This is a genomic window from Mixta calida, assembly GCF_002953215.1.
GTDB lineage: Bacteria > Pseudomonadota > Gammaproteobacteria > Enterobacterales > Enterobacteriaceae > Mixta > Mixta calida.
Window position 1 is genome coordinate 3960110 of record NZ_CP026378.1, and the last position, 21350, is coordinate 3981459.

The 21350-nt window shown below is 59.4% G+C and carries 17 protein-coding genes; 7 read left to right on the forward strand and 10 right to left on the reverse strand.

The window, feature by feature from the left end:
• Positions 1–3: 3 nt before the first annotated feature.
• Together C2E16_RS18875 and C2E16_RS18880 are read right to left on the reverse strand one after the other, a co-directional pair.
• Positions 4–1785: a GMC family oxidoreductase gene (locus C2E16_RS18875; protein WP_038623785.1), complete on the reverse strand. Its 1782-nt coding sequence runs from the start codon at positions 1783–1785 to the stop codon at positions 4–6.
• A 2-nt stretch (positions 1786–1787) separates the two neighbouring features.
• Positions 1788–2528 carry a gluconate 2-dehydrogenase subunit 3 family protein gene (locus C2E16_RS18880; protein ID WP_038623784.1) on the reverse strand — a complete coding sequence of 247 codons (741 nt, stop codon included), beginning with the start codon at positions 2526–2528 and terminating at the stop codon, positions 1788–1790.
• A 322-nt stretch (positions 2529–2850) separates the two neighbouring features.
• Here C2E16_RS18880 and sbmA point away from each other — a divergent pair, with 322 nt between their 5' ends.
• The 3 genes from sbmA to C2E16_RS18895 all read left to right on the forward strand — a co-directional run bounded on the left by sbmA (position 2851) and on the right by C2E16_RS18895 (position 5024).
• A complete protein-coding gene (gene sbmA, locus C2E16_RS18885) occupies positions 2851–4080 on the forward strand; it encodes a peptide antibiotic transporter SbmA (RefSeq protein ID WP_084970130.1) in 1230 nt (409 codons plus the stop codon).
• A gap of 150 nt (positions 4081–4230) precedes the next feature.
• Complete coding sequence (locus C2E16_RS18890) at positions 4231–4473, forward strand: hypothetical protein (protein ID WP_084970131.1); 243 nt, start codon at positions 4231–4233, stop codon at positions 4471–4473.
• Complete coding sequence (locus C2E16_RS18895; protein ID WP_084970132.1) at positions 4470–5024, forward strand: helix-turn-helix transcriptional regulator; 555 nt, start codon at positions 4470–4472, stop codon at positions 5022–5024. The genes C2E16_RS18890 and C2E16_RS18895 overlap by 4 nt, the downstream gene beginning before the upstream one ends.
• Here the strand turns inward: C2E16_RS18895 and C2E16_RS18900 are convergent.
• The 4 genes from C2E16_RS18900 to gltP form a co-directional block, all read right to left on the reverse strand.
• Positions 5017–6654: a dihydroxyacetone kinase subunit DhaK gene (locus C2E16_RS18900; protein ID WP_084970133.1), complete on the reverse strand. Its 1638-nt coding sequence runs from the start codon at positions 6652–6654 to the stop codon at positions 5017–5019. The genes C2E16_RS18895 and C2E16_RS18900 overlap by 8 nt on opposite strands.
• Positions 6655–6968: 314 nt before the next feature.
• On the reverse strand, positions 6969–8513 hold the full coding sequence (locus tag C2E16_RS18905) for a methyl-accepting chemotaxis protein (protein WP_084970134.1): 1545 nt from the start codon (positions 8511–8513) through the stop codon (positions 6969–6971).
• A gap of 272 nt (positions 8514–8785) precedes the next feature.
• Positions 8786–9703 (reverse strand): N-acetylmuramic acid 6-phosphate etherase, encoded by a 918-nt coding sequence (gene murQ, locus C2E16_RS18910; RefSeq protein ID WP_038623775.1) that lies wholly within the window; start codon positions 9701–9703, stop codon positions 8786–8788.
• A 173-nt stretch (positions 9704–9876) separates the two neighbouring features.
• Positions 9877–11178, reverse strand: coding sequence for a glutamate/aspartate:proton symporter GltP (gltP, locus tag C2E16_RS18915; protein ID WP_038623773.1), 1302 nt, complete (start codon positions 11176–11178; stop codon positions 9877–9879).
• 507 nt (positions 11179–11685) lie between these two features.
• Between gltP and acs the strand changes: the two genes are divergently transcribed.
• The 3 genes from acs to actP all read left to right on the forward strand — a co-directional run bounded on the left by acs (position 11686) and on the right by actP (position 15752).
• Positions 11686–13641 (forward strand): acetate--CoA ligase, encoded by a 1956-nt coding sequence (gene acs / locus C2E16_RS18920; protein WP_104951606.1) that lies wholly within the window; start codon positions 11686–11688, stop codon positions 13639–13641.
• A 141-nt stretch (positions 13642–13782) separates the two neighbouring features.
• On the forward strand, positions 13783–14091 hold the full coding sequence (locus C2E16_RS18925) for a DUF485 domain-containing protein (RefSeq protein ID WP_084970135.1): 309 nt from the start codon (positions 13783–13785) through the stop codon (positions 14089–14091).
• Positions 14091–15752, forward strand: a complete 1662-nt coding sequence (gene actP / locus C2E16_RS18930) for a cation/acetate symporter ActP (RefSeq protein WP_084970136.1) — start codon at positions 14091–14093, stop codon at positions 15750–15752. The genes C2E16_RS18925 and actP overlap by 1 nt, the downstream gene beginning before the upstream one ends.
• Positions 15753–15852: 100 nt before the next feature.
• Here the strand turns inward: actP and C2E16_RS18935 are convergent, their stop codons facing one another.
• Positions 15853–16551 carry an LrgB family protein gene (locus C2E16_RS18935; RefSeq protein WP_038623765.1) on the reverse strand — a complete coding sequence of 233 codons (699 nt, stop codon included), beginning with the start codon at positions 16549–16551 and terminating at the stop codon, positions 15853–15855.
• A complete protein-coding gene (locus C2E16_RS18940) occupies positions 16544–16969 on the reverse strand; it encodes a CidA/LrgA family protein (protein WP_038623763.1) in 426 nt (141 codons plus the stop codon). The genes C2E16_RS18935 and C2E16_RS18940 overlap by 8 nt, the downstream gene beginning before the upstream one ends.
• A 106-nt stretch (positions 16970–17075) precedes the next feature.
• Here C2E16_RS18940 and C2E16_RS18945 point away from each other — a divergent pair, with 106 nt between their 5' ends.
• A complete protein-coding gene (locus tag C2E16_RS18945) occupies positions 17076–17978 on the forward strand; it encodes a LysR family transcriptional regulator (protein WP_038623761.1) in 903 nt (300 codons plus the stop codon).
• Positions 17979–18009: 31 nt separating this feature from the next.
• Here the strand turns inward: C2E16_RS18945 and C2E16_RS18950 are convergent, their stop codons facing one another.
• Positions 18010–19662: a Na+/H+ antiporter gene (locus tag C2E16_RS18950; RefSeq protein WP_084970138.1), complete on the reverse strand. Its 1653-nt coding sequence runs from the start codon at positions 19660–19662 to the stop codon at positions 18010–18012.
• A gap of 210 nt (positions 19663–19872) precedes the next feature.
• Positions 19873–21222: an NCS2 family permease gene (locus tag C2E16_RS18955; protein ID WP_038623757.1), complete on the reverse strand. Its 1350-nt coding sequence runs from the start codon at positions 21220–21222 to the stop codon at positions 19873–19875.
• Positions 21223–21350 lie beyond the last annotated feature (128 nt).

Here is a 21350-nt window from a genome sequence, read left to right on the forward strand (position 1 = left end):
TCCTTATGCCTGCACCAGCGGTCCTGGGTTTTTCAGATACTGTTCGCGGATCGCCTTCGCCGACCAGTAGGTCAACGCGGCAACCATGCCGGTCGGGTTGTAGCCCAGCCCCTGAGGGAACGCCGAGGCGCCCGGCACAAAGACGTTCGGCACGTCCCAGCTTTGCAAATAGCGGTTAACCGCGCTGGTCTTCGGATCTTCGCCCATAATCGCGCCGCCGTTCATATGCGTGGTTTGATAAACAGTGGTGTCGAAGTGGGTGCCCTGCACTTTCGGCGCGCCGATGATCTCTTTCGGGTTCATCGCGACGGCGATTTTACGCATGCGGTCATGCATAAACTGCGACATCTTGATGTCGTTATCCTGCCAGTCGAAGGTCATGCGCAGCAGCGGCTGACCAAAGGCGTCCTTGTAGTTCGGGTCGAGATCGAGGTAGTTGGCGCGGTAAGACTGATGCGCGCCGTGGGCGTCCATCGAAACGTGGTGCGTATAGTGATCGGCCACCGCCGCTTTCCACTTGCTGCCCCAGCCCGGCGTGCCCTGCGGCACCGGCAGGCCGGAGATCGGCTTCACGCCCGCCTGGTTGACCCAGAAAGGCGAGCCGCCGACAAAGCCATATTTGCCGTGGTCGAAGTTATCGGCGTTGAAGTCGTCGACGCCGACGCCCGCGCCGCCCGCGCCGATAAAGTTATTGGTATGCACATCTTTGCCGAAGAACGCCTTGATAGTAGAGATGTTCTGATAGGCAAAGTTGCGGCCCACCACCCCTTCGTTGGTGATGGGGTTATAAGGCTGGCCGATGCCGGAAAGCAGCATCAGATGCACGTTGTGGAACTGGAACGCGGAGAGGATCACCAGATCCGCTGGCTGTTCGATCTGGCGGCCCTGCGCATCGACATAGGTCACGCCGGTGGCGCGTTTTTTATCGTCGGTGAGATTGACGCGCAGCACGTGCGAGTTGTCGCGCAGCTCGAATTTCGGCTCCTGACGCAGCGCAGGCCAGATATTGACGTTCGGCGACGCTTTGGAATACATGTAGCAGGCGTAGCCGCTGCAATAGCCGCAGAAGTTGCATGGGCCCATCTGCGCGCCATAGGTGTTGGTGTAGGGGCCAGAGGTGTTGGCCGACGGCAGATCGTAGGGATGATAGCCCACCGACTCGGCCGCCTTCGCGAACAGCTGCGCGGAATAAGTGCGCTTCTGCGGCGGCAGCGGGAAATCGTCAGAGCGATCCGGCGCAAACGGGTTGCCCCGGCCCTGGCCGACGATTTTGCCTTTAACGCTCCAGGCGGAGCCGGAGGTGCCGAACACCTTTTCAGCCTTGTCGAAGAACGGCTCCAGCTCGTCGTAAGTGACGCCGAAATCCTGAATGGTCATGCCTTCCGGGATAAAGTCTTTGCCGTAGCGCTCCTCATAGTGGCTGCGCATCCGCAGCTCTGTCGGATCGACGCGAAAATGGACGCCGGACCAGTGCAGGCCTGCGCCGCCGGTGCCGGTACCCGGCAGAAACGCCGCCAGCTGACGATAGGGCTGCGCGGTCTGCGAGACGTTGTGACGAATGGTGACGGTGCTTTTCGACAGATCCTGGAACAGCTTTTTGCGGACGTTATAGGTCAGCTCATCGATCACCTGCGGATAAGAGCCGTCCGGGTAGGTATCGCGATGCGGACCGCGCTCCAGCGCCACCACGTGCAGGCCCGCTTCCGTCAACTCTTTCGCCATAATGGAACCGGCCCAGCCGAAGCCGACAATCACCGCGTCCACTTTTTTCATTACGTTTGCCATGCTTATGCTCTTTCTCCACGAATCGATACCGCCGGGAAGGGATAGCGCTCGCCGCGCTCCACCCAGTCCATAAAATCAGCGCGCGCGCCGGGGAAGCCGATCAGCTTCCAGCCCACCATGTGCTGATTGCCGCCATGCAGCGGATCGCAGAAAAAGCCCTCGCGGGTGTTTTGCAGCAGGTAAGCGAAGAAGACTTTCGCTGGCAGCTGCTTAAAGCTCGCCTTGTTGCTTTCAAACTCGCCGAGCAGCGCATCCTGCTGTTCGGCGCTCAGCGCGGCAAAAGCTTTGCCATGCTGCTGTTTCGCCCAGGCGTCCGCTTCGGCGATGCCCAGACGATAGATCTGCTGCGGCACCAGCGGGAGTTGATAGCCCAGCTCTTTCGGCGCGTCAGGATCGAACGGCCCCTGCATATACCAGTTGTTGCCGGTCGCGTAAGGGGTATTCATTTGGCGATCGATAAATTCCGGCACGCCCGCTTCCAGCGCGCCCGGACCGCGCTCGTCCGCCGGGATCAGGCGCGCCACGGCGGCCTTAATAAAGGCGAACTCTTCGGCGGAAAACCAGACGGGCTGATAGTCGCGTGCGGTTTGCGGGCCGGCAGGCGCCGCGTTTTCGTTGGCCTGGGCGCTGCCGCTGAGGCCCAGTGACGCAATCCCGGTGGTGCCCATCGCGACGGCGGGCGCCAGCGTGATGGTTTTCAGAAGAAAGTCTCTTCTGGAAGTACTCGTTTTTTCTTTCGACATAACATTGCCTTAGCGCACGTTGCGTAACAGCGCAACAGTTGATCGTCTCTGTTTTATTATTGTAGTTATGGTTTTATGCAGGGATTCCCGGATGGAAAACAGGCTCATTGTTACCGGTAACAGCGGCGCGCATTGTAACAGCTATTTTGTAAAATCTTTAGCAGCACAAAACAAAATCACACAAATTCCTTAACATTAAACTGACATCGCTCCGTTTCGTTCGTTATCAATGGGGCGCGCCGTAACGACTGGACACAACCCACCACAGACTGTTAATCACTGCGCAGGCTATAAAGAAGCGAATCTTTTTTGCGGAGTCGCTATGTTCAGTTCCTTTTTCCCCCGGCCCGCGCTGTTTTTCAGCACGGCAGCCCTGTTCAGTCTGGCGGCGGTTTTTCTCTGGTTCGACGGCGCCAGCCAGCTGGTCTTTCATCTGCCGACGTTTGCGCGGTACGCTGGCAAAGCGCTGCCTGACAGCGCATGGCGCTTTCTCCAGCCTGACGATCTCTGGTTTTACTGTTACTTCGCCGCGTTGACGGCGCTGTTCGCTACGGTCTGGTCGTTCGCTAGTCCGCATCCCTGGCAACGCTGGTCGGTGCTGGGAACGGCGCTAATCCTGTTTATTACCTGGTTCGATGTGCATGTCGGCGTCACCATCAACGCCTGGTACGGCCCTTTTTACGATCTTATTCAGCGCGCGCTGACTAAAGCGGGATCGGTATCTATAGCCGATTTCTACCAGCAGATCGGCGATTTTCTTAGCATCGCGCTGATTGCGGTAGTGATCGGCGTGCTGAACGCCTTTTTTATCAGCCACTGGATATTTCGTTGGCGCACCGCGATGAACGACTGGTATATGGCGCACTGGCAGAAGCTACGACATGTAGAAGGTGCTGCGCAGCGCGTACAGAAAGATACGATGCGTTTTTCCAGCACGCTGGAAGACTGGGGCGTGAGCCTTATTCAGGCGGTAATGACGCTGGTGGCGTTTCTGCCGGTGCTGGTGGGGCTGTCGCAGCATGTAAAAAGCGTGCCGATCCTCGGCCACACGCCTTATGGCCTGGTGCTGGCGGCGCTGTTCTGGTCGCTGTTCGGCACTCTGCTGCTGGGTCTGGTGGGCGTTAAGCTGCCGGGGCTGGAGTTCCGTAATCAGCGGGTGGAAGCCGCTTACCGTAAGGAACTGGTCTACGGTGAAGATGATGCTCGCCGGGCGGCCCCCGCCACGGTGCGCGAGCTGTTTAGCCGGGTGCGCTACAACTATTTCCGCCTCTGGTTTCACTATCTTTATTTCAACGTGACGCGCATCCTCTATTTGCAGGTGGATAGCATGTTTGGCCTGTTTATTCTGCTGCCAACCATTATCGCCGGCGGCCTGACGCTGGGGCTGCTGCAACAGATCACCAACGTGTTCGACCAGGTGCGTCAGGCGTTCCAGTACCTGATCACCTCGTGGTCGACGCTGGTGTCGCTGATGTCGATATACAAGCGTCTGCGCAGCTTTGAGCGCGTTATCGAGGGTGAAAACCGACAGGAGGCGTTGCAGCAGAATTAAGGGATAACGCGGAAAAATAACAAATAACAGGCAGTTATTCCGCTCTTCGCTTTTACTCCGCCTGCGGCTGGTGAAAGATAATGGCAGGAACAAAAAAATGTTGACAGTTGTCAACACCGCCTGTAATTTCGCCACTGTCCAGGATGGATAATGAAAAAGCATCCCAATAAACATATTCAGGCCGCGATCGAGTACGCCCTGCTGTGCGGCTGGCAATTTCGCCCTTCCAACGGGCACGCCTTCGGCAGGCTGATATGCGCGGTGCCCGAACACAGCGAGCATCAGATGAGCGTCTGGTCCACGCCGCGCGCGCCTGAACGCCATGCGCAGCAGATTCGCCGTAAAGTTAACAGCTGCGCGCTGGATGTTACGCCCCACATCAGGAGGAACTGATGATTTATCACTTCACGCTCATCCTTACCGGCGTTGAGGCCCATACGCCAGGGCTGGAAAACACCCTGTTCGAATGCGGCTGCGACGACGCCCTGCTCTGCTTTTACGGCGACAGCGTTTATCTGGAATTCGATCGTGACGGCGACAGCTTTGAGCAGGCGGTGCTGAGCGCCATTGCGGATATCGAAGGCGGCGCGCTGCCCGCGCGCGTTGTCGCCGTGGACGCCACGCTGCTTGGTCTGAGCGATATCGCCCAGCGCAGCCAACTCTCCCGTCAGGCGGTCGCCATGCTGAAAGACGGCACGCGCGGGCCGGGCCGCTTTCCGGCGCCGGTTCAGCGCCTTGCCGGACACTCGCCGCTCTGGCGCTGGGCAAGCGTGGCGCGCTGGCTGCACGAAAACGGCAAGCTGAGCGACGAGCTGGCGGAAAATGCGCAGGTGATGGAGAACATTAATCTGGCGCTGGCGCTGCGGGAAACGCCGCAGCGCCAGTATGTCACCCAGCTGGCGGCGCGTCTGGATCGGGCCGCCGGAAAAGAAGAGGCTATTTAAGCGCGGCGAACACGCGCTCTACCGCGTAAGCGCCCGGATCTTTCACCCCGTTGAGGCTCTCCTGATTCAGGTAGGAGGAGCGTCCCGCTTTAGCCGCGCCCATGCTGGCGGTGGCATCCGCGCCCTGCTGCGCGGCGGCGGCGGCGGCGCTCAGCCCTTTGCCGTCGATCAGCGTCTGCAACGCAGGCTCCAGCGCATCAATCAGCGTGCGATCGCCGACGCGTGCGCCGCCGTAGTGCTTCATGCGATCCAGTCCGGCCATCAGCGCCTGCGGCAGCGGTTTACCCTCTTCCAGCTGCTGTCCGGCGGCGGTAAACATAATTGACATCAGCACGCCGCTGGAGCCGCCCATCACTACCGCCAGCTGCTCGCCGACCAACGTCAGCAGGCGGGACGGTTCATTAAACGGCAGCGCCTTCTGCTGGCTCCCCTGAAGAATTTTGCGCGCGCCAGCGGCGAAGGTGGAGCCGGTGTCGCCGTCGCCGACTTTGGCATCCAGCTTATTCAGCTCGCCTTCAAGATCGATCAGCGTCTGGCACACGATGTCCACCACGCGCTGCACCGCCGCATTGTCTGAAGGCGACATCTCCTGCTGGCGTTTGATCGCCTCGCCTTTAACCGCTGCGGGCATCTGCAACCTCTGCACCGGCTGCCAGCCGCTCGCCTCGACCGGCGCCTGGAGCGCCTTCAGCCGCTCGTCATCCAACAGCAGCGTCGTGAGAGAGAAGCCTTTCATATCCAGCGAACTGACCAGCGTGGCGGGGCCGAGCAGATGGCTGATGCGTTCGCCCAGCGGTGTCTTTACGGCCTCCCGCACCAGCACGCCCATTTCCAGCAATGAAAAGCCGCCGAGATTGTTTATCAACAGCAGCGCCTTTTTATCCTGCGGCACCTTTTCCGCCAGCTTTTCCGTCATGATTTGTACGATTTCGCGGCTGTTCTGCGTTTTTAGCGTTTTCACGCCCGGTTCGCCATGGATGCCCATGCCGAGTTCGCTTTCCCCTTCCGCCACACGGTTATCGGGCGCTTCGCCGGGAATATGGCAGGTAGAGAACGCCAGACCGATGCTGGCGGTCTCATCAATCGCCTGCTGCGCGTGCTGTGTGACTTCCTGGAGCGAGGCGCCCTGTTCCGCGTAGTAGCCTGCGAGCTTATGGATTAATACCGTGCCAGCCAGGCCGCGCGGTTGCGGATTATCCGGCAGCGCGATGTCATCTTTTACAATCGCCAGTTCTACCTTATAACCCAGCGCACGCGCCTTTTCCGCCGCCAGGCCGAAGTTAAGGCGGTCGCCGGTATAGTTTTTCACGATCAGCAGGCAGCCCGCCTCGCCGGTGACGTTGATAATGGCGCTCAGCACCGCGTCCACGCTGGGCGAGGCGAACACGTCGCCGCATACCGCCGCGGTCAGCATTCCTTTTCCCACAAAGCCGACGTGCGCCGGTTCATGGCCGGAGCCGCCGCCGGAGATCAGCGCCACCTTGCGCTTATCCCAGTCGTTGCGCACCACGACGCGAATACCTTCGCCAACCTCAAGCCGACTCAGATTATGAAAAGGCGTGCTCAGCAGCGCGCCCTCGATCGCTTCGTTCACCAGCTCGCTTTTTTCGTTCATGAAAAACTGACTCATGGTTTCCTCTCTTGTGTTGACGCGCCCAACCGCGGCGGCGCAAAAAGTTAACTGTAGTTGAAAAAGCAGGCGCTTAGTCAGCAAGAAAGGCGAGCCGGACGGGTGGATCAATGACGAAATAAGGCGGAAAGCGGGCTAACACATTTAAGATACGGAAAGATCCGAGAGATGGAATTGCCAGATATCGTCTGCATTTTTAAGGGCCCGACGCAAACCTGAGCGGCATACGACCTTACGCGGGAGGAGGGACGTAACCGCCTGGCGGCTACCCGCAGGAGCGGGCTGTCGGGCGCCTGGGCCCGACAGCCTTTGGGTTAGCGGAACACGCTGATCGCTTCGACCAGGCGCGTCGCCTGGCGCGTCATGCGTCCTGAGGCCTCGGCGCCTTCCTGCACGCGCGCTGCGTTTTGATGGGTGATCTCGTCCAGGTTTTCCACCGCCAGGCTGACTTCGCTCAGCGCGGTCGCCTGTTCGGCGGTGGCGGCGCTAATCTGACCAATCAGTTCCGATACCGTCTGCACCTGCCCGACAATCTCCTGCATGGTGCTGCCGGTATGATTCACCTGCCCGGCGCCGATCTCCACCCGCTTCACGCTCGCCTCCACCAGCGCTTTGATTTCGCTGGCCGCCTTCGCACTGCGGCTTGCCAGATTGCGCACCTCGCCTGCTACCACGGCGAAGCCTTTGCCCTGTTCGCCCGCGCGCGCCGCCTCGACCGCCGCGTTGAGCGCCAGGATATTGGTCTGAAAGGCAATGCCGTCGATAACGCTGATAATGCTGGCGATTTTCTTTGAACTGTCAGTCATATCGCCCATCATGCCGATGGTCTCCTGCATCGCCGCACCTCCCTGCCGCGCCGCCTCGCTGGTGGTGGCGGCAAGCTGGTCCACTTCCGTGGCGCGCGCTTTGTTACTGTTTACCGTCGCGGTCATCTCGTTCATGGTGGCGGCGGTCTGCTGCACGTTGGCCGCCGCCTGCTCGGTACGTTGGCTCAGCTCCTCATTGCTGCGCGCCATGGCGTCGCTGGCGCTCAGCACGTTGATCGCCTGACCGCTGACGTCATCCACCAGCCAGCGAAACATCAGCCCAAGCTGCCCGATGGCGCGCAGGGTCATGCCGATCTCATCCACCCGATCGGGGGCGTCGACCTTATGGCTGTTGCCGGTGGCGACATCCAGCGCCTGCTGGCAGACGCGCTCCAGCGGACGCGAAATCTGCTGTTCCAGCCAGAGACTCGCCAGCAGCAACAGACTAGCCATGCCGCCGCTGAACAGACCCAGCGCGCCCGCGCTAACGCCCAGCGTCCAGACGCCCGCGACGCTGAGCGGCAACAGGGCCAACAGCGTGGATCGTATGCGCCAGCGCAGCGGCAGGGTTTTAAACAGCGAACGCCAGCTTCGCCAGCCGCTGTAGACCAGCAGCCCTTTATGTAATCTACGTCCTTTATGTCGGCCCGCCCTGAAATCGCTGTAGAGCGCTTCCGCCTGCTGAATCTCCGCCGCTGTCGGCCGGGTACGTACCGACATATACCCCTGCGCCGCGCCGTTGCGGATCACAGGGATCGCATTCGCGCGCACCCAGTAGTGATCGCCATTTTTACGCCGATTTTTTACCAGCGCCGACCAGGGCTGTCCCTGCTTCAGCGTGGCCCACATATCCGCAAACGCCTCCGGCGGCATATCGGGATGGCGCACCAGATTATGCGGCTGGCCGTCAATCTCCTCCTGCGTGAAGCCGCTGACGTCAATAAAGGCGTCGTTGGCGTAGGTGATACGGCTGTTGCGGTCGGTCGTCGTCATCAGCGTTGCGTCATCGCTAAACGCGAACGCCTGTTGGGTAACGGGTTGGTTGTTACGCATGAAATAATCCTTGAAAGAGGCGCGGAGCCAGATGCGATGAATAGATTATGTTTTTTATAATTTCGGCAGCCGCAGGCGGGATCTTTAGCGTTAAAAACCAGGATTAGCTTGATTCGGGTCGCATTTTAAGCAGCATCTAAGGCACAGCAGTGAAAACCGGGGAAATTTGCGGATAAATAAATCGTAAGATTTATTTAGGAGAAGGTGCGAATGGGGTCTGAACAGGCTTCTTCTTCAGGCAAGGACGTGCTGAAAAAGAAGCCTTTTTTCTGTTACGGTCGTCCCGAAACCGCCTCACGCAGCGCCTGGCGGATAAAGCCGTGATGCTGTGCCAACAGGCGAGTGGCTTCCGGCGCGGAAAGATGACCCAGCACCATCAGAATGGCGGTTTTGCAGTGTCCGTTACAGGCGGCCAGCGCCGCCTGCGCCTCTTCCGCGCCGCAGTCGGTCGCCTGCATGACGATATTGATCTGGCGCTGCACCAGCTTCTGGTTAGTCGCTTCCACATCTACCATCAGATTACCGAACACCTTGCCGCTGCGAATCATCGCGCCGGTAGTCAGCATATTCAGCACCAGCTTCTGTGCCGTTCCGGCTTTCAGGCGCGAAGAACCGGTCACCACTTCCGGTCCCACCACCGGCGTCAGGGCGATATGCGCCACGCGCGCCATTTCGCTGTCGGGGTTACAGGTCAGCGCCACGGTGGTCGCGCCCTGACGCCGCGCATAGTCGAGCGCGCCCAGTACGTAAGGCGTGCGCCCGCTGGCGGCGATGCCGACCAGCACATCGCGCGCGCTGAACTCAATCGCCTGCAAATCGGCCGCGCCCCTCTCTGCATTGTCTTCCGCGTTTTCCACTGCCTGCAAAATGGCCGTATGGCCGCCAGCAATCAGCCCCACCACCTGCTCGCGCGGCGTGCCGAAGGTAGGCGGACATTCGCTGGCATCGAGAATACCCAGTCGCCCGGAAGTGCCGGCGCCGCTGTAAATCAGGCGTCCGCCCTGCTGAAACGCGGCGGTAATGGCATCTACCGCCTCAGCGATCTGCGGCACAATCGCCTCTACCGCCAGGGCGACCTTTTTATCTTCGTTGTTGATGACGCGCAGCATCGCTTCGGTAGACAGCTCATCGATGTTTTCGCTGGCCGGATTGCGGCTTTCGGTGATCATGCGTGACAGATCGAGACTCATAGCTACTCCCTTATAAGGCGGACAGAGACGGCGGCAGGCGAACTGCGCCGCGCAATATAATGAGCAACTCTTTCCCAGAATGGAACCGCTTAAGCGGAGAGGTGGGACAAAACAACGGATAAAAAACGCCGCCCGAGCGGAAGCAGGGGCGGCGTCAGGATGCATGAGGCGGCTTAGCGTGCGGTTTGTATACGCAGCTGCTGCTCATATTTCTCCGCCTGAGCGGTATCGAACTGGTCTTCCCACTTGGCGATAACCAGCACTGCCAGCGCATTGCCCACCACGTTCAGCGCGGTGCGCGCCATATCCATGATACGGTCGACGCCAGCGATAAAGGCCAGGCCTTCCAGCGGAATACCGACGCTGCCCAGCGTTGCCAGCAGCACCACAAAGGAGACGCCCGGCACGCCCGCAATCCCTTTCGAGGTGACCATCAGCGTCAGCACCAGCACGATCTCATCCGTCAGGGAGAGGTCGATGCCGTAGAGCTGCGCGATAAAGATCGCCGCGATGCTCTGATAGAGCGTAGAGCCGTCGAGATTGAACGAGTAGCCGGTCGGCACCACGAAGCTGGTGATCGCCTTCGGCGCGCCGTAGGCTTCCATCTTCTCCATAATACGCGGCAGCACCGTTTCGGAGCTGGAGGTGGAGTAAGAGAGGATCAGCTCATCTTTCAGGATGCGCATCAGCGTGGTGATTTTCAGCTTGCAGATGCGCGCCACCGCGCCCAGCACCACGAAGGCGAAGAACAGAATGGCGGCGTACACCAGCAGCACCAGCTTCGCCAGCGGCCAGAGCGAGGAGAAACCAAAGTTGGCGATGGTCACAGCGATCAGGGCGAACACGCCAATCGGCGCGTAGCGCATGATCATATGCGTCACTTTAAACATGGTTTCCGACACTGAGCGGAACACTTTCACCAGCGGATCGCGGTGTTCGGACGGCAGCGACGAGAGGCCGAGACCAAACAGCACCGAGAAGAAGATGATCGGCAGCATATCGCCCTTGGCGATGGCCGCGAAAATATTCTGCGGGATCAGCGACAGAATGGTGACCACAAGGCTATGCGCCCCGCTCTGCACTTGTTCGGTAGTCGCTTCATATTTAGAGATATCCACCGTTGCCAGCGTCGACATATCAATGCCGGTGCCAGGCTGAAAGACATTCGCCAGAGTAATCCCTACAACGATGGCAATGGTGGTAATCACTTCAAAGTAGACAATTGTCTTGACGCCGATTCGTCCAAGCTTCTTTGCGTCGCCCACGCCTGCAATACCTACCACAAGAGTAGAGATCACGATTGGCACCACAATCATCTTGATCAGATGAATAAAGATATCACCGGCAGGCGAGAGGATATTGGTGATTAACCATTCACGATCCTCAGGTTGGTTATGCAAAATCGCACCAACGATGACACCCAGCACTAATGCAATCAGTATTTGCCAGGCAAGGCTGATTTTAAAACCTTTCATAGTGTTTCATTTCCTTAACAAACCCTGGTTCCGCACAGGAGCGCGGATATTTACACACTAAGGGAAATGGACAAAGTCCGGTAAAATCGAGGGTTATTGATGGTAGCGCCCGGAAAGGGCCGTTGATAAGTACCATTATCAACGGGCGAAAAGCAACCTTTGCGGCGATCTCTTTCGTCAGTCCAGGAAGCGGCAAGATAAATGCCTTCCGGTTATCAAAACTGTAACTCTATGTTATGAAAAGTAATATAGCTTCTTCTTTTGGCATAGGTATGCATTACAAGATGTGAATCGATCGCTGTTTTTTTCAACAGCGCCGAGCGTAATTACCTACACTTAATGGAAAAGAAGTAAAGCGATTCCCTACCGCCAGGCTGGCGAAAACCTGCACATTTCATCGCGTTTGTTATTCCCGTGATCTGTCGCGCAAAAAAGAAACAAAGCGCTGCTCCTCGCTGTTATTAACCTTTGATTGACATATGATTAACATCTTCAAGGAGACCAGCCATGAGCCAAATCATTAAACATCCCGTTCCCGCCAGCATTGCGGAACATACGCTGATAAATGCGGAACAGTACCAGTCGATGTATCAACAATCGGTACAGGACCCTGACGCTTTTTGGGGCGAGCAAGGGAAAATGCTGGACTGGATCAAGCCTTACACCAGAGTGAAGAATACCTCTTTCGCGCCGGGCAATATCAGCATTCGCTGGTATGAGGACGGCACGCTCAATCTGGCGGCCAACTGTCTGGACCGCCATCTGCACGAACGCGGCGATCATCCCGCCATCATCTGGGAAGGCGACGACGCCAGCGAAAGCAAAACGCTGACCTACCGCCAGCTTCATCGTGAGGTCTGCCGTTTCGCCAATGTGCTGAAAGAGCTGGAGACCAAAAAGGGCGACGTCGTTGCAATCTATATGCCGATGGTGCCGGAAGCGGCGGTGGCGATGCTGGCCTGCGCACGCATCGGCGCGGTGCACTCGGTGATTTTCGGCGGCTTTTCGCCGGAAGCGGTGGCGGGACGCATTATCGACTCCAGCGCCAAACTGGTGGTGACCGCCGACGAGGGCATCCGCGCGGGCCGCACTATTCCGCTGAAAAAGAATGTCGACGAGGCGTTAAAAAACCCCGGCGTCACCAGCGTGGAGCATGTGGTGGTGCTGAAACGCACCGGCAATGAGATCGCCTGGCAGAACGGCCGCGACAGCTGGTGGCACGAACGCATGAACAGCGCCTGTTCGCACCACCAGCCGGAAGAGATGAATGCGGAAGATCCGCTGTTTATCCTTTATACCTCTGGATCTACCGGCAAGCCGAAGGGCGTGCTGCACACCACCGGCGGTTATTTGGTTTACGTCGCCGCCACCTTTAAATATGTCTTCGATTATCAACCCAGCGACGTCTACTGGTGCACCGCCGACGTAGGCTGGATCACCGGCCACAGCTACCTGCTTTACGGCCCGCTGGCCTGCGGCGCCACCACGCTGATGTTCGAAGGGGTGCCTAACTGGCCGCAGCCGAGCCGCATGGCGGAAGTGGTAGACAAGCATAAGGTGACGCTGCTCTATACCGCGCCGACGGCGATCCGCGCGCTGATGGCGGAAGGCGACCGGGCGATTGCCGGCACCAGCCGCGCGTCGCTGCGCATTCTGGGATCGGTGGGTGAGCCGATTAACCCGGAAGCCTGGGAGTGGTATTACAAAAAAATCGGCGACAGCCGCTGCCCGATCGTCGATACCTGGTGGCAGACCGAGACCGGCGGCTTCATGATCACCCCCCTGCCCGGCGCCACCGAGCTGAAAGCGGGTTCGGCGACCAAACCTTTCTTCGGCGTGCAGCCAGCGCTGGTGGATAATGAAGGACAAAGTCAGGAAGGCGCCTGCGAAGGCAACCTGGTCATTGTCGACTCCTGGCCGGGCCAGGCGCGCACGCTGTTCGGCGATCACGAGCGCTTTGAGCAAACCTATTTCTCCACCTTCAAAAATATGTATTTCAGCGGCGACGGCGCGCGACGCGACGAGGATGGCTACTACTGGATCACCGGCCGCGTGGATGACGTGCTGAACGTCTCCGGTCATCGTCTGGGCACTGCCGAAATCGAATCGGCGCTGGTTTCCCACGCCAAAATCGCCGAAGCAGCGGTGGTCGGCATCCCGCACAGCATTAAGGGCCAGGCAATCTACGCCTATATTACGCTGAACCATGGCGAAGAGCCGACGCCGGAGCTGTATGCGGAAGTGCGCAACTGGGTGCGCAAGGAGATTGGGCCGATCGCCACCCCGGACGTGCTGCACTGGACCGATTCGCTGCCGAAAACCCGCTCCGGCAAGATTATGCGCCGCATCCTGCGCAAAATCGCCACCGGCGACACCAGTAACCTGGGCGACACCTCAACACTGGCTGATCCTGGCGTAGTGGAAAAACTGCTGGAGGAGAAACAGAGCATCGCCATGCCATAACCCGCAGGGCGGCGAACGCCGCCCCTCTGATTAACGAGCGGCACGGCTGGCGCAGGCCAGCCGGTAAAACAGACGTCATAACACTATAAAAAGTTCCTGAAGGGATCTCCCCGATCTTTTCTTACCTCTGGAGACGCTGTAATGAACGACGCTATCTATGCCCGGATAGAGAACAGCGCGCGCTTTAAAGAGCTGGTGCAAAAGCGCCAGCGTTTCGCGCTGATTCTGTCCATCATCATGCTCATCCTGTATGTCGGCTTTATTTTACTTATCGCTTTCGCCCCCGACTGGCTGGGCGCCCCGCTGCATGAGGGCACCAACGTTACGCGCGGCATCCCCATCGGCGTCGGCCTGATTGTGATCTCTTTCCTGTTGACCGGCGTTTACGTCTGGCGCGCCAACGGCGAGTTCGATCGCCTGACTAAACAGATTATCGATGAGGTGAAATAATGATCGGGCTAAAACGCTTTGCCGCAGGCCTGACGCTGCTGCTTCCCCTGCCGCTGCTGGCCGCCGATGCGATTAGCGGCGCGGTGCAGAAACAGAGCACTAACTATCAGGCGATTGTCATGTTCCTGGTGTTCGTTGCCGGGACGCTCGGCATCACCTGGTGGGCTTCAAAACGCACCCGCTCGCGCAGCGACTACTATACCGCGGGCGGCAATATCACCGGCTTTCAAAACGGGCTGGCGATGGCCGGCGACTTTATGTCCGCCGCCTCGTTTCTCGGCATCTCCGCGCTGGTTTACACCTCCGGCTACGACGGCCTGATCTATTCGCTGGGCTTTCTGGTCGGCTGGCCGATCATTCTGTTTCTGATCGCCGAGCGGCTGCGCAACCTGGGCCGCTACACCTTCGCTGATGTCGCCTCTTACCGCTTACAGCAGAAGCCGATCCGCACGCTTTCCGCCTGCGGCTCGCTGGTGGTGGTCGCCCTTTATCTGATTGCGCAGATGGTCGGCGCAGGCAAGCTGATTCAGCTGCTGTTTGGGCTGGATTACCATGTGGCGGTAGTGCTGGTCGGCATTCTGATGGTGCTGTACGTGCTGTTCGGCGGCATGCTGGCGACCACATGGGTGCAGATCATCAAAGCGGTGCTGCTGCTGTTCGGCGCTTCTTTTATGGCGATCATGGTGATGAAATCGGTCGGCTTCAGCTTCAACACGCTGTTTACCGAGGCGATGGCGGTGCATCCCAAAGGTCAGGCGATTATGCGCCCCGGCGGGCTGGTCAACGATCCTGTCTCCGCGCTGTCGCTGGGATTGGGTCTGATGTTCGGCACCGCCGGTCTGCCGCATATCCTGATGCGCTTCTTTACCGTCAGCGACGCGCGCGAGGCGCGCAAAAGCGTGTTCTGGGCTACGGGCTTTATGGGCTATTTCTACTTCCTGACCTTTATTATCGGCTTCGGCGCGATTTTACTGGTCGGCGCCAACCCGGCATTTAAAGACGCCACCGGCGCGCTGATTGGCGGCAACAATATGGCGGCGGTGCATCTGGCGAACGCGGTGGGCGGCAGCACCTTCCTCGGCTTTATCTCCGCCGTCGCCTTCGCCACCATTCTGGCGGTGGTCGCCGGGCTGACGCTGGCGGGCGCCTCCGCCGTATCGCACGATCTCTACGCCAGCGTGGTGCGTAAAGGTCAGGCGACCGAACGCGAGGAGCTACGCGTCTCGAAAATCACCGTGCTGGTGCTGGGCGTGGTGGCGATTGCGCTGGGCATTCTGTTTGAAAAACAGAATATCGCCTTTATGGTCGGTCTGGCCTTCTCTATCGCCGCCAGCTGTAATTTCCCGATCATTCTGCTGTCGATGTACTGGTCGCGGCTGACCACGCGCGGCGCGATGATCGGTGGCTGGCTGGGACTGCTGACGGCGGTGTTGCTGATGATCCTTGGCCCGACGGTATGGGTGCAGGTGCTCGGCCATGCGACGCCGGTTTTCCCGTATGAGTATCCGGCGCTGTTCTCGATGCTGGTCGCCTTTATCGGCACCTGGCTGTTCTCGATCACTGACCACTCCGCGCAGGGCGCGCAGGAGCGTCAGCTGTTCCGCGCCCAGTTCGTGCGTTCGCAAACCGGCATCGGCATCGATCAGGGCAAAGCCCACTAAAGCACGGGCCACCCTCAGGTTATGGACCGGGGCGGCCCGTGCCTTAATATTGTTCAATCTTCTACGGGCCGCTTAGCGGCCCTTTTTTATCAGGCGGCGCTTAGCTCGTCGCCCACATCAGCTGGCCGATCAGCGGCGCGATCACCACCGTGACTACGCCCGACAGCATCATCACCAGGCTGGAAACCACCCCCTCCTGCTGCCCTAACTCATAGGCGCGCGCGGTGCCTGCGCCATGTGAGGCGGCGCCGAAGCCCGCGCCTTTCGCCAGCCCCTGCTTAACCGCCAGCCGCAGAAACAGCACATCGCCGACCGCCATGCCGAAGACGCCGGTGATCACCACAAACAGCGCCACCAGGTCGGGCTGTCCGCCCACCTGCTGCGCCGCGGCCAGGGCGAACGGCGTGGTGATCGAACGCACCGCCAGGCTACGCTGGATAATTTCCGGCAGCGTCAGCAGACGCGCCAGCCAGACCGAGCTGCATACCGCTACCAGCGTAGCGGTTACCACGCCCGCCGACAGCGACAGCCAGTGGCGACGGATAATCGTCATGTTTTCATAGACCGGCACCGCAAACGCCAGCGTCGCCGGGCCGAGCAGCCACAGCAGCCAGCGGCTCTCGCCGATATAATCCTGCCAGGAGATATGGGTCAACAGCAGCATCCCCACCAGCAGCAGCGGCGTCAGCACCAGCGGCATCAGCAGCAGCTTACGCCAGCGGCGATAGAGCCGTTTATTCAGAAAATAGACGCAGAGCGTGGCGATAAAACAGAGCAGGCTGATAATCAGATCATTCATGGCGCGCCTGCTTACGCTGCGCCAGCCAGATCTCCAGCCGGTAAACGCGATCGACCACCAGCGCCGTAGCGCCCAATACCATCAGCGTGCTGAGAGCGATAACGACGCAGATGCGCCAGCCTTCCACTTTCAGCAGGTCGCCGTAGTTAACTACCGCCACCACCGCCGGTACGAAAAACAGCAGCATTTCCGCCAGCAGCCAACTGCCGCCCGCCTTCACCCACTTCAGCGGCACGATGCGCAGCACAATCAGCGTCAGCAGCAGCAGCATGCCGACGATATTGGCCGGCAGCGGCAGATGCAGCCAACCCACCAGCTGCTGAGCGAAGATAAACAGACCGATATAAATGCCCACCTGCAACGGCACCTGTAAACGCCGCAGCCAGCCCGTACTTTGAGGGCTTATCGCTACCGCCATAATTGGTTTCTCCTGTTTTTCTGTGACGGCTGTCAGTATACGGCGCTGTTAAAGGGTGAAAAAAATGAATTAAAATCATCCGAACTATGCACAGAGGGAATAGTTTATGGACGTTCGGGCGCTACGTTATTTTGTCGAGGTGGTGCGTCAGCAAAGCTTTACCCGTGCGGCGGAGACGCTGTTCGTCACGCAGCCGACCATCAGTAAAATGCTGCGCCATCTTGAAGAAGAATTAGGCTGCACGCTGCTGCTGCGCGAAGGCCGCAAGCTGCATCTGACCGACAGCGGCCAGGTGGTATATCAGCGCGGCCTGACGATTTTGCAGGCGTTCAAGCAGCTGGAGATGGAGATCGGCGATATCAATCAGTTGAAGACCGGCGAGCTGCGCCTGGGCGTGCCGCCGATGGTGGGCATGCAGATCGCCGGGTCCGTCTCCGCCTTTCGTCAACGCTATCCCGGCATTGCGCTAAATATTGTCGAATCAGGCGGCCTGGCGGTACAGGAAGCCGTGCTGTCAGGCGGTCTCGATCTGGCGCTGACCGCACTGCCGGTAGATGAGCAGCTGCCGCTGAATACCCTGACGCTGATGCAGCATCCGCTCTGTGTGCTGGTGCCGCACGCGGCGCCCTGGCGCGATCGCCTGAGCCTCTCGCTGACGGAAGTGGCGCAGCATCCGCTACTGATTTTCAATGAGGAGTTTTCGCTAAACCGCCAGCTGAAAAAGGCGTTTCAGCGCGCGGGCCTGACGCCGCAGATCGCGGTGCGCAGCGGGCAATGGGATTTTCTGGCCGCAATGGTACAGGCGGGCATGGGCGTGGCGATTCTGCCGGAGCCGATTTGTCAAAGGCTCGATCGAAAATCGCTGCTGTGGCTGCCGCTGGAATCGGATTTAACGTGGACGCTGGGATTAATTTGGCGCGAAGGAAGCTATCTGTCCCGCAGCGCGCAGGCGTGGATTGACTGCTGTCGCGCCTTCTGGCCGGGCGAAGCGCCGAAGATTTCGGTATAAGGCGGACAGGTAGCCCTGCCCGCCTTCGCGATTAATGCTCCTCTTTCTCGACCAGCAGCGCTTCCAGCAGGTCGAGATCGCGCAGCAGCTTCTGCATCGTCTCGTTGCTGATCTGCTGCGTGGCGCGCAGATGATAAAGCTCAGCGCGTTCGGCGCGCAGCGCGGTGAGGCGGAAGCGGCGCTCCAGATCCTCCGCCACGTGCGCATTCTCCAGGTCGCTCTGTCCGTCGGCGCGGCGGCGCAGGTTGCCTATCACCCGTGAGCTCACCTCTTTCAACAGCTCGTTATCGATATTCTCTTCGGCATCCTGCGTCAGGCGCTCTTCCATCTTATAGAGGCTTTCAACCGCCGCACCCGCCATTACCGCACGCGCCTGCTGCAGTTCGCGGCGATGCACGCTCTTATCAATGCCGTCGATGCCGCGCAGCAAGACTGGCAACAGAATGACGCCGACAAACAGCGAGAAGAGAATGACGCCGGTCGCAAGGAATACCAGCTCGTAACGGCCAGGGAAAGCGTCGCCGTTCGGCAGGAACAGCGGTATCGACAGCACACCGGCCAGCGTAATCGCGCCGCGCACCCCGGCAAAAGAAGCAATCAGCAACTCGCGCGTGCTGTAGCTGCTGAACTCCATGGGCTTTTTGGTCAGCAGGCGCTTGCTGAGGCGCTGCATAGTCCAGAGCCAGCCGAAACGCACCAGCATCAGGGCGGCGTACACCAGCAGAATGTCGGTAAACAGCATCCACAGCTCGACGTTTGGATCGGCGTTCGCCTCGGTAATCGAGGTTTCCAGAATGCCAGGCAGTTGCAGGCCGAGCATCAGGAACACCATGCCGTTAAACACGAATTCCAGCATCTGCCAGACGCTGTTGGCGCGCAGGCGCATCGCCAGCGGCGCGCGGCGCATAATGCCGGAGCGGGTGATCATCATACCGGCCGCCACCGCCGCCAGGATGCCTGATACGCCAAGATGCTCGGCGATCAGATAGGAGGCGAACGGCAGCAGCAGCAGCAGTACCGTCTGGGTAGTGGGATCGTCGCCGCTCAGACGGCTGAAAAGACGCAGTGATTTGCCGAACAGCCAGCAGACCGCAGCGCCCGCCAGCAGGCCGCCGATCGCCACTTTCAGAAACTCTACGGTCGCGCCGGAAACGGTAAAGACCATCGTTCCCATCGCCACCGCAACGGCGAACTTGAGCGACACCAGGCCCGACGCGTCGTTCATCAGCGCCTCGCCCTGCAAAATTGACATGATCTTCTTGGGAATGCGCCCTTCGCCGACGATGCCCGACAGCGCCACGGCATCCGTCGGCGACAGCACCGCCGCCAGCGCGAAGGCGGGCACCAGTGGAATGCCCGGCACCATCCAGTAGATCAGATAGCCGATGCCCACGACGGTGATCAGCACCAGCACTAAGGCCAGGCCCATGATTTCACGGCCATGATGAAGAAACTCGTTAACCGGCGTTTTCCAGCCGTCGGCGAACAGCAGCGGCGGAATAAACAACACCAGAAACAGCTCCGGGTCAAAATCGACATGCAGGCCGAAAGTCGGCCAGGCAAGCAGCGCGCCCGCGGCGATCTGCACCAGCGGCAGCGGGATTTGAAACGGGATAATACGGGCGGCGACGCCGGAGAGCGACACCACTAACGTCATAATGAGAATAGTAAAAAAGATTTCCATGCTTTCCTTATAGCCTCTTCCGGCAGGCATATGTGAATCGATTACCCTGGGGGTGCCCCGTTAGCAGTGTAAAACAAAACGTTAAACCTGTTAAAAACAAGGCGTGCGATTCGCAACGCTTCAGGACGATTCTCTGTTTATCAGGCGGAAGGCAGGAAATGCGGCGGAAGGAAGGAACATGGCGCGGCATCGCTGCCGCGCCAGACAGGATTAAAGCGCCCAGCCGCCCGCGTAAAAAGCGACCAGCGCCACCGCGATAATCACGGTGCCGATATTCAGCTTGCGCCATTCGCCAGCGAACAGACGACCAATCACCAGCCCGCCGAAGCCGAGCATAATGCCGGTGACGATATTGCAGGTCAGGACGATAAACACCGCCGTCACCAGCCCGGACATCGCGTCGACGAAATCGTTGAAATCGATTTTCGCTACGTTGCTCAACATCAGCAGGCCGACATACATCAGCGCGGGCGCCGTAGCATAGGCCGGTACTAAATAAGCCAGCGGCGACATAAACAGGATCAGCAGGAACAGCAGGCCGACCACGATCGCCGTCAGGCCAGTTTTACCGCCCGCCGCCGTGCCGGCCGCCGATTCGATATAGACCGCCGCGGGCGAGGCGCCTACCAGCCCAGCGAAAATACTGCTGATGGAGTCAGTGGTCAGCGCCTTGCCGCCGTTGATGATCTGCCCCTCTTTATCCAGCAGATTAGCCTGCCCCGCCACCGCGCGAATGGTGCCGGTGGCGTCGAAAACTGCCGTCATCACCAGCGCCAGCACGCTGGGCAGCACCGCCGCCTGTAGCGCGCCGCCGATATCCAGGCTGAACAGCAGCGAATGGCCGTTAGCGTCACTCAGGCTCGGCATGGCAAACAGCCCTTTAAAACTCACCGCGGGATCGAACGCGAGGCCAATCAGCGAGATGGCGATAATGGTCAACAGGATGCCGCCTGGCACGCGACGCTTCTCCAGGCCAAAAATCACGGCCAGGCCCAGCAGCGACATAATGACCGGAAACGAGGTGAAATGCCCCAGCGCCACCGGCAGGCCCGGCGCCGGATTTTTCACTACCAGCCCGACGCCGTCAGCGGCGATCAGCAGCAGAAACAGCCCGATGCCGATGCCGGTGCCGTGCGCCACGCCCATCGGCAGGTTGCGCAGAATCCAGGCGCGAATGCCGGTGGCGGAGATCAGCGTAAACAGCACGCCCATCAGGAATACTGCGCCCAGCGCGACCGGAATGCTGATCTGCTGCCCCAGCACCAGGCTAAAGGCGGTAAAGGCGGTCAGCGAGATCGCACAGCCAATCGCCATCGGCAGGTTCGCCCACAGGCCCATAATGATCGAGCCGAAGCTGGCGACCAGGCAGGTAGAGACGAAGACCGCCGCCGGAGGAAAACCGGCTTTGCCCAGCATGCCCGGCACGACGATAACCGAATAGACCATCGCCAGAAAGGTCGTTAAACCGGCGATAATCTCCTGACGCACGCTGCTGCCGCGCGCTGAGATCTGGAACCAGGCGTCAAGCGAACGGCGCGCAGGTTGTGAAGGAGTGGACATGTAAAACCTCGTTATTTTGGATGACAGCCTGCGCGACGCTGGATAACGCATCGTCGTCTTTATTCCCTGGATGAAGACCGGCGTGCAACTCGTTGCCCGACGCCTGCTAAAAAAGCAAACGTTTACCT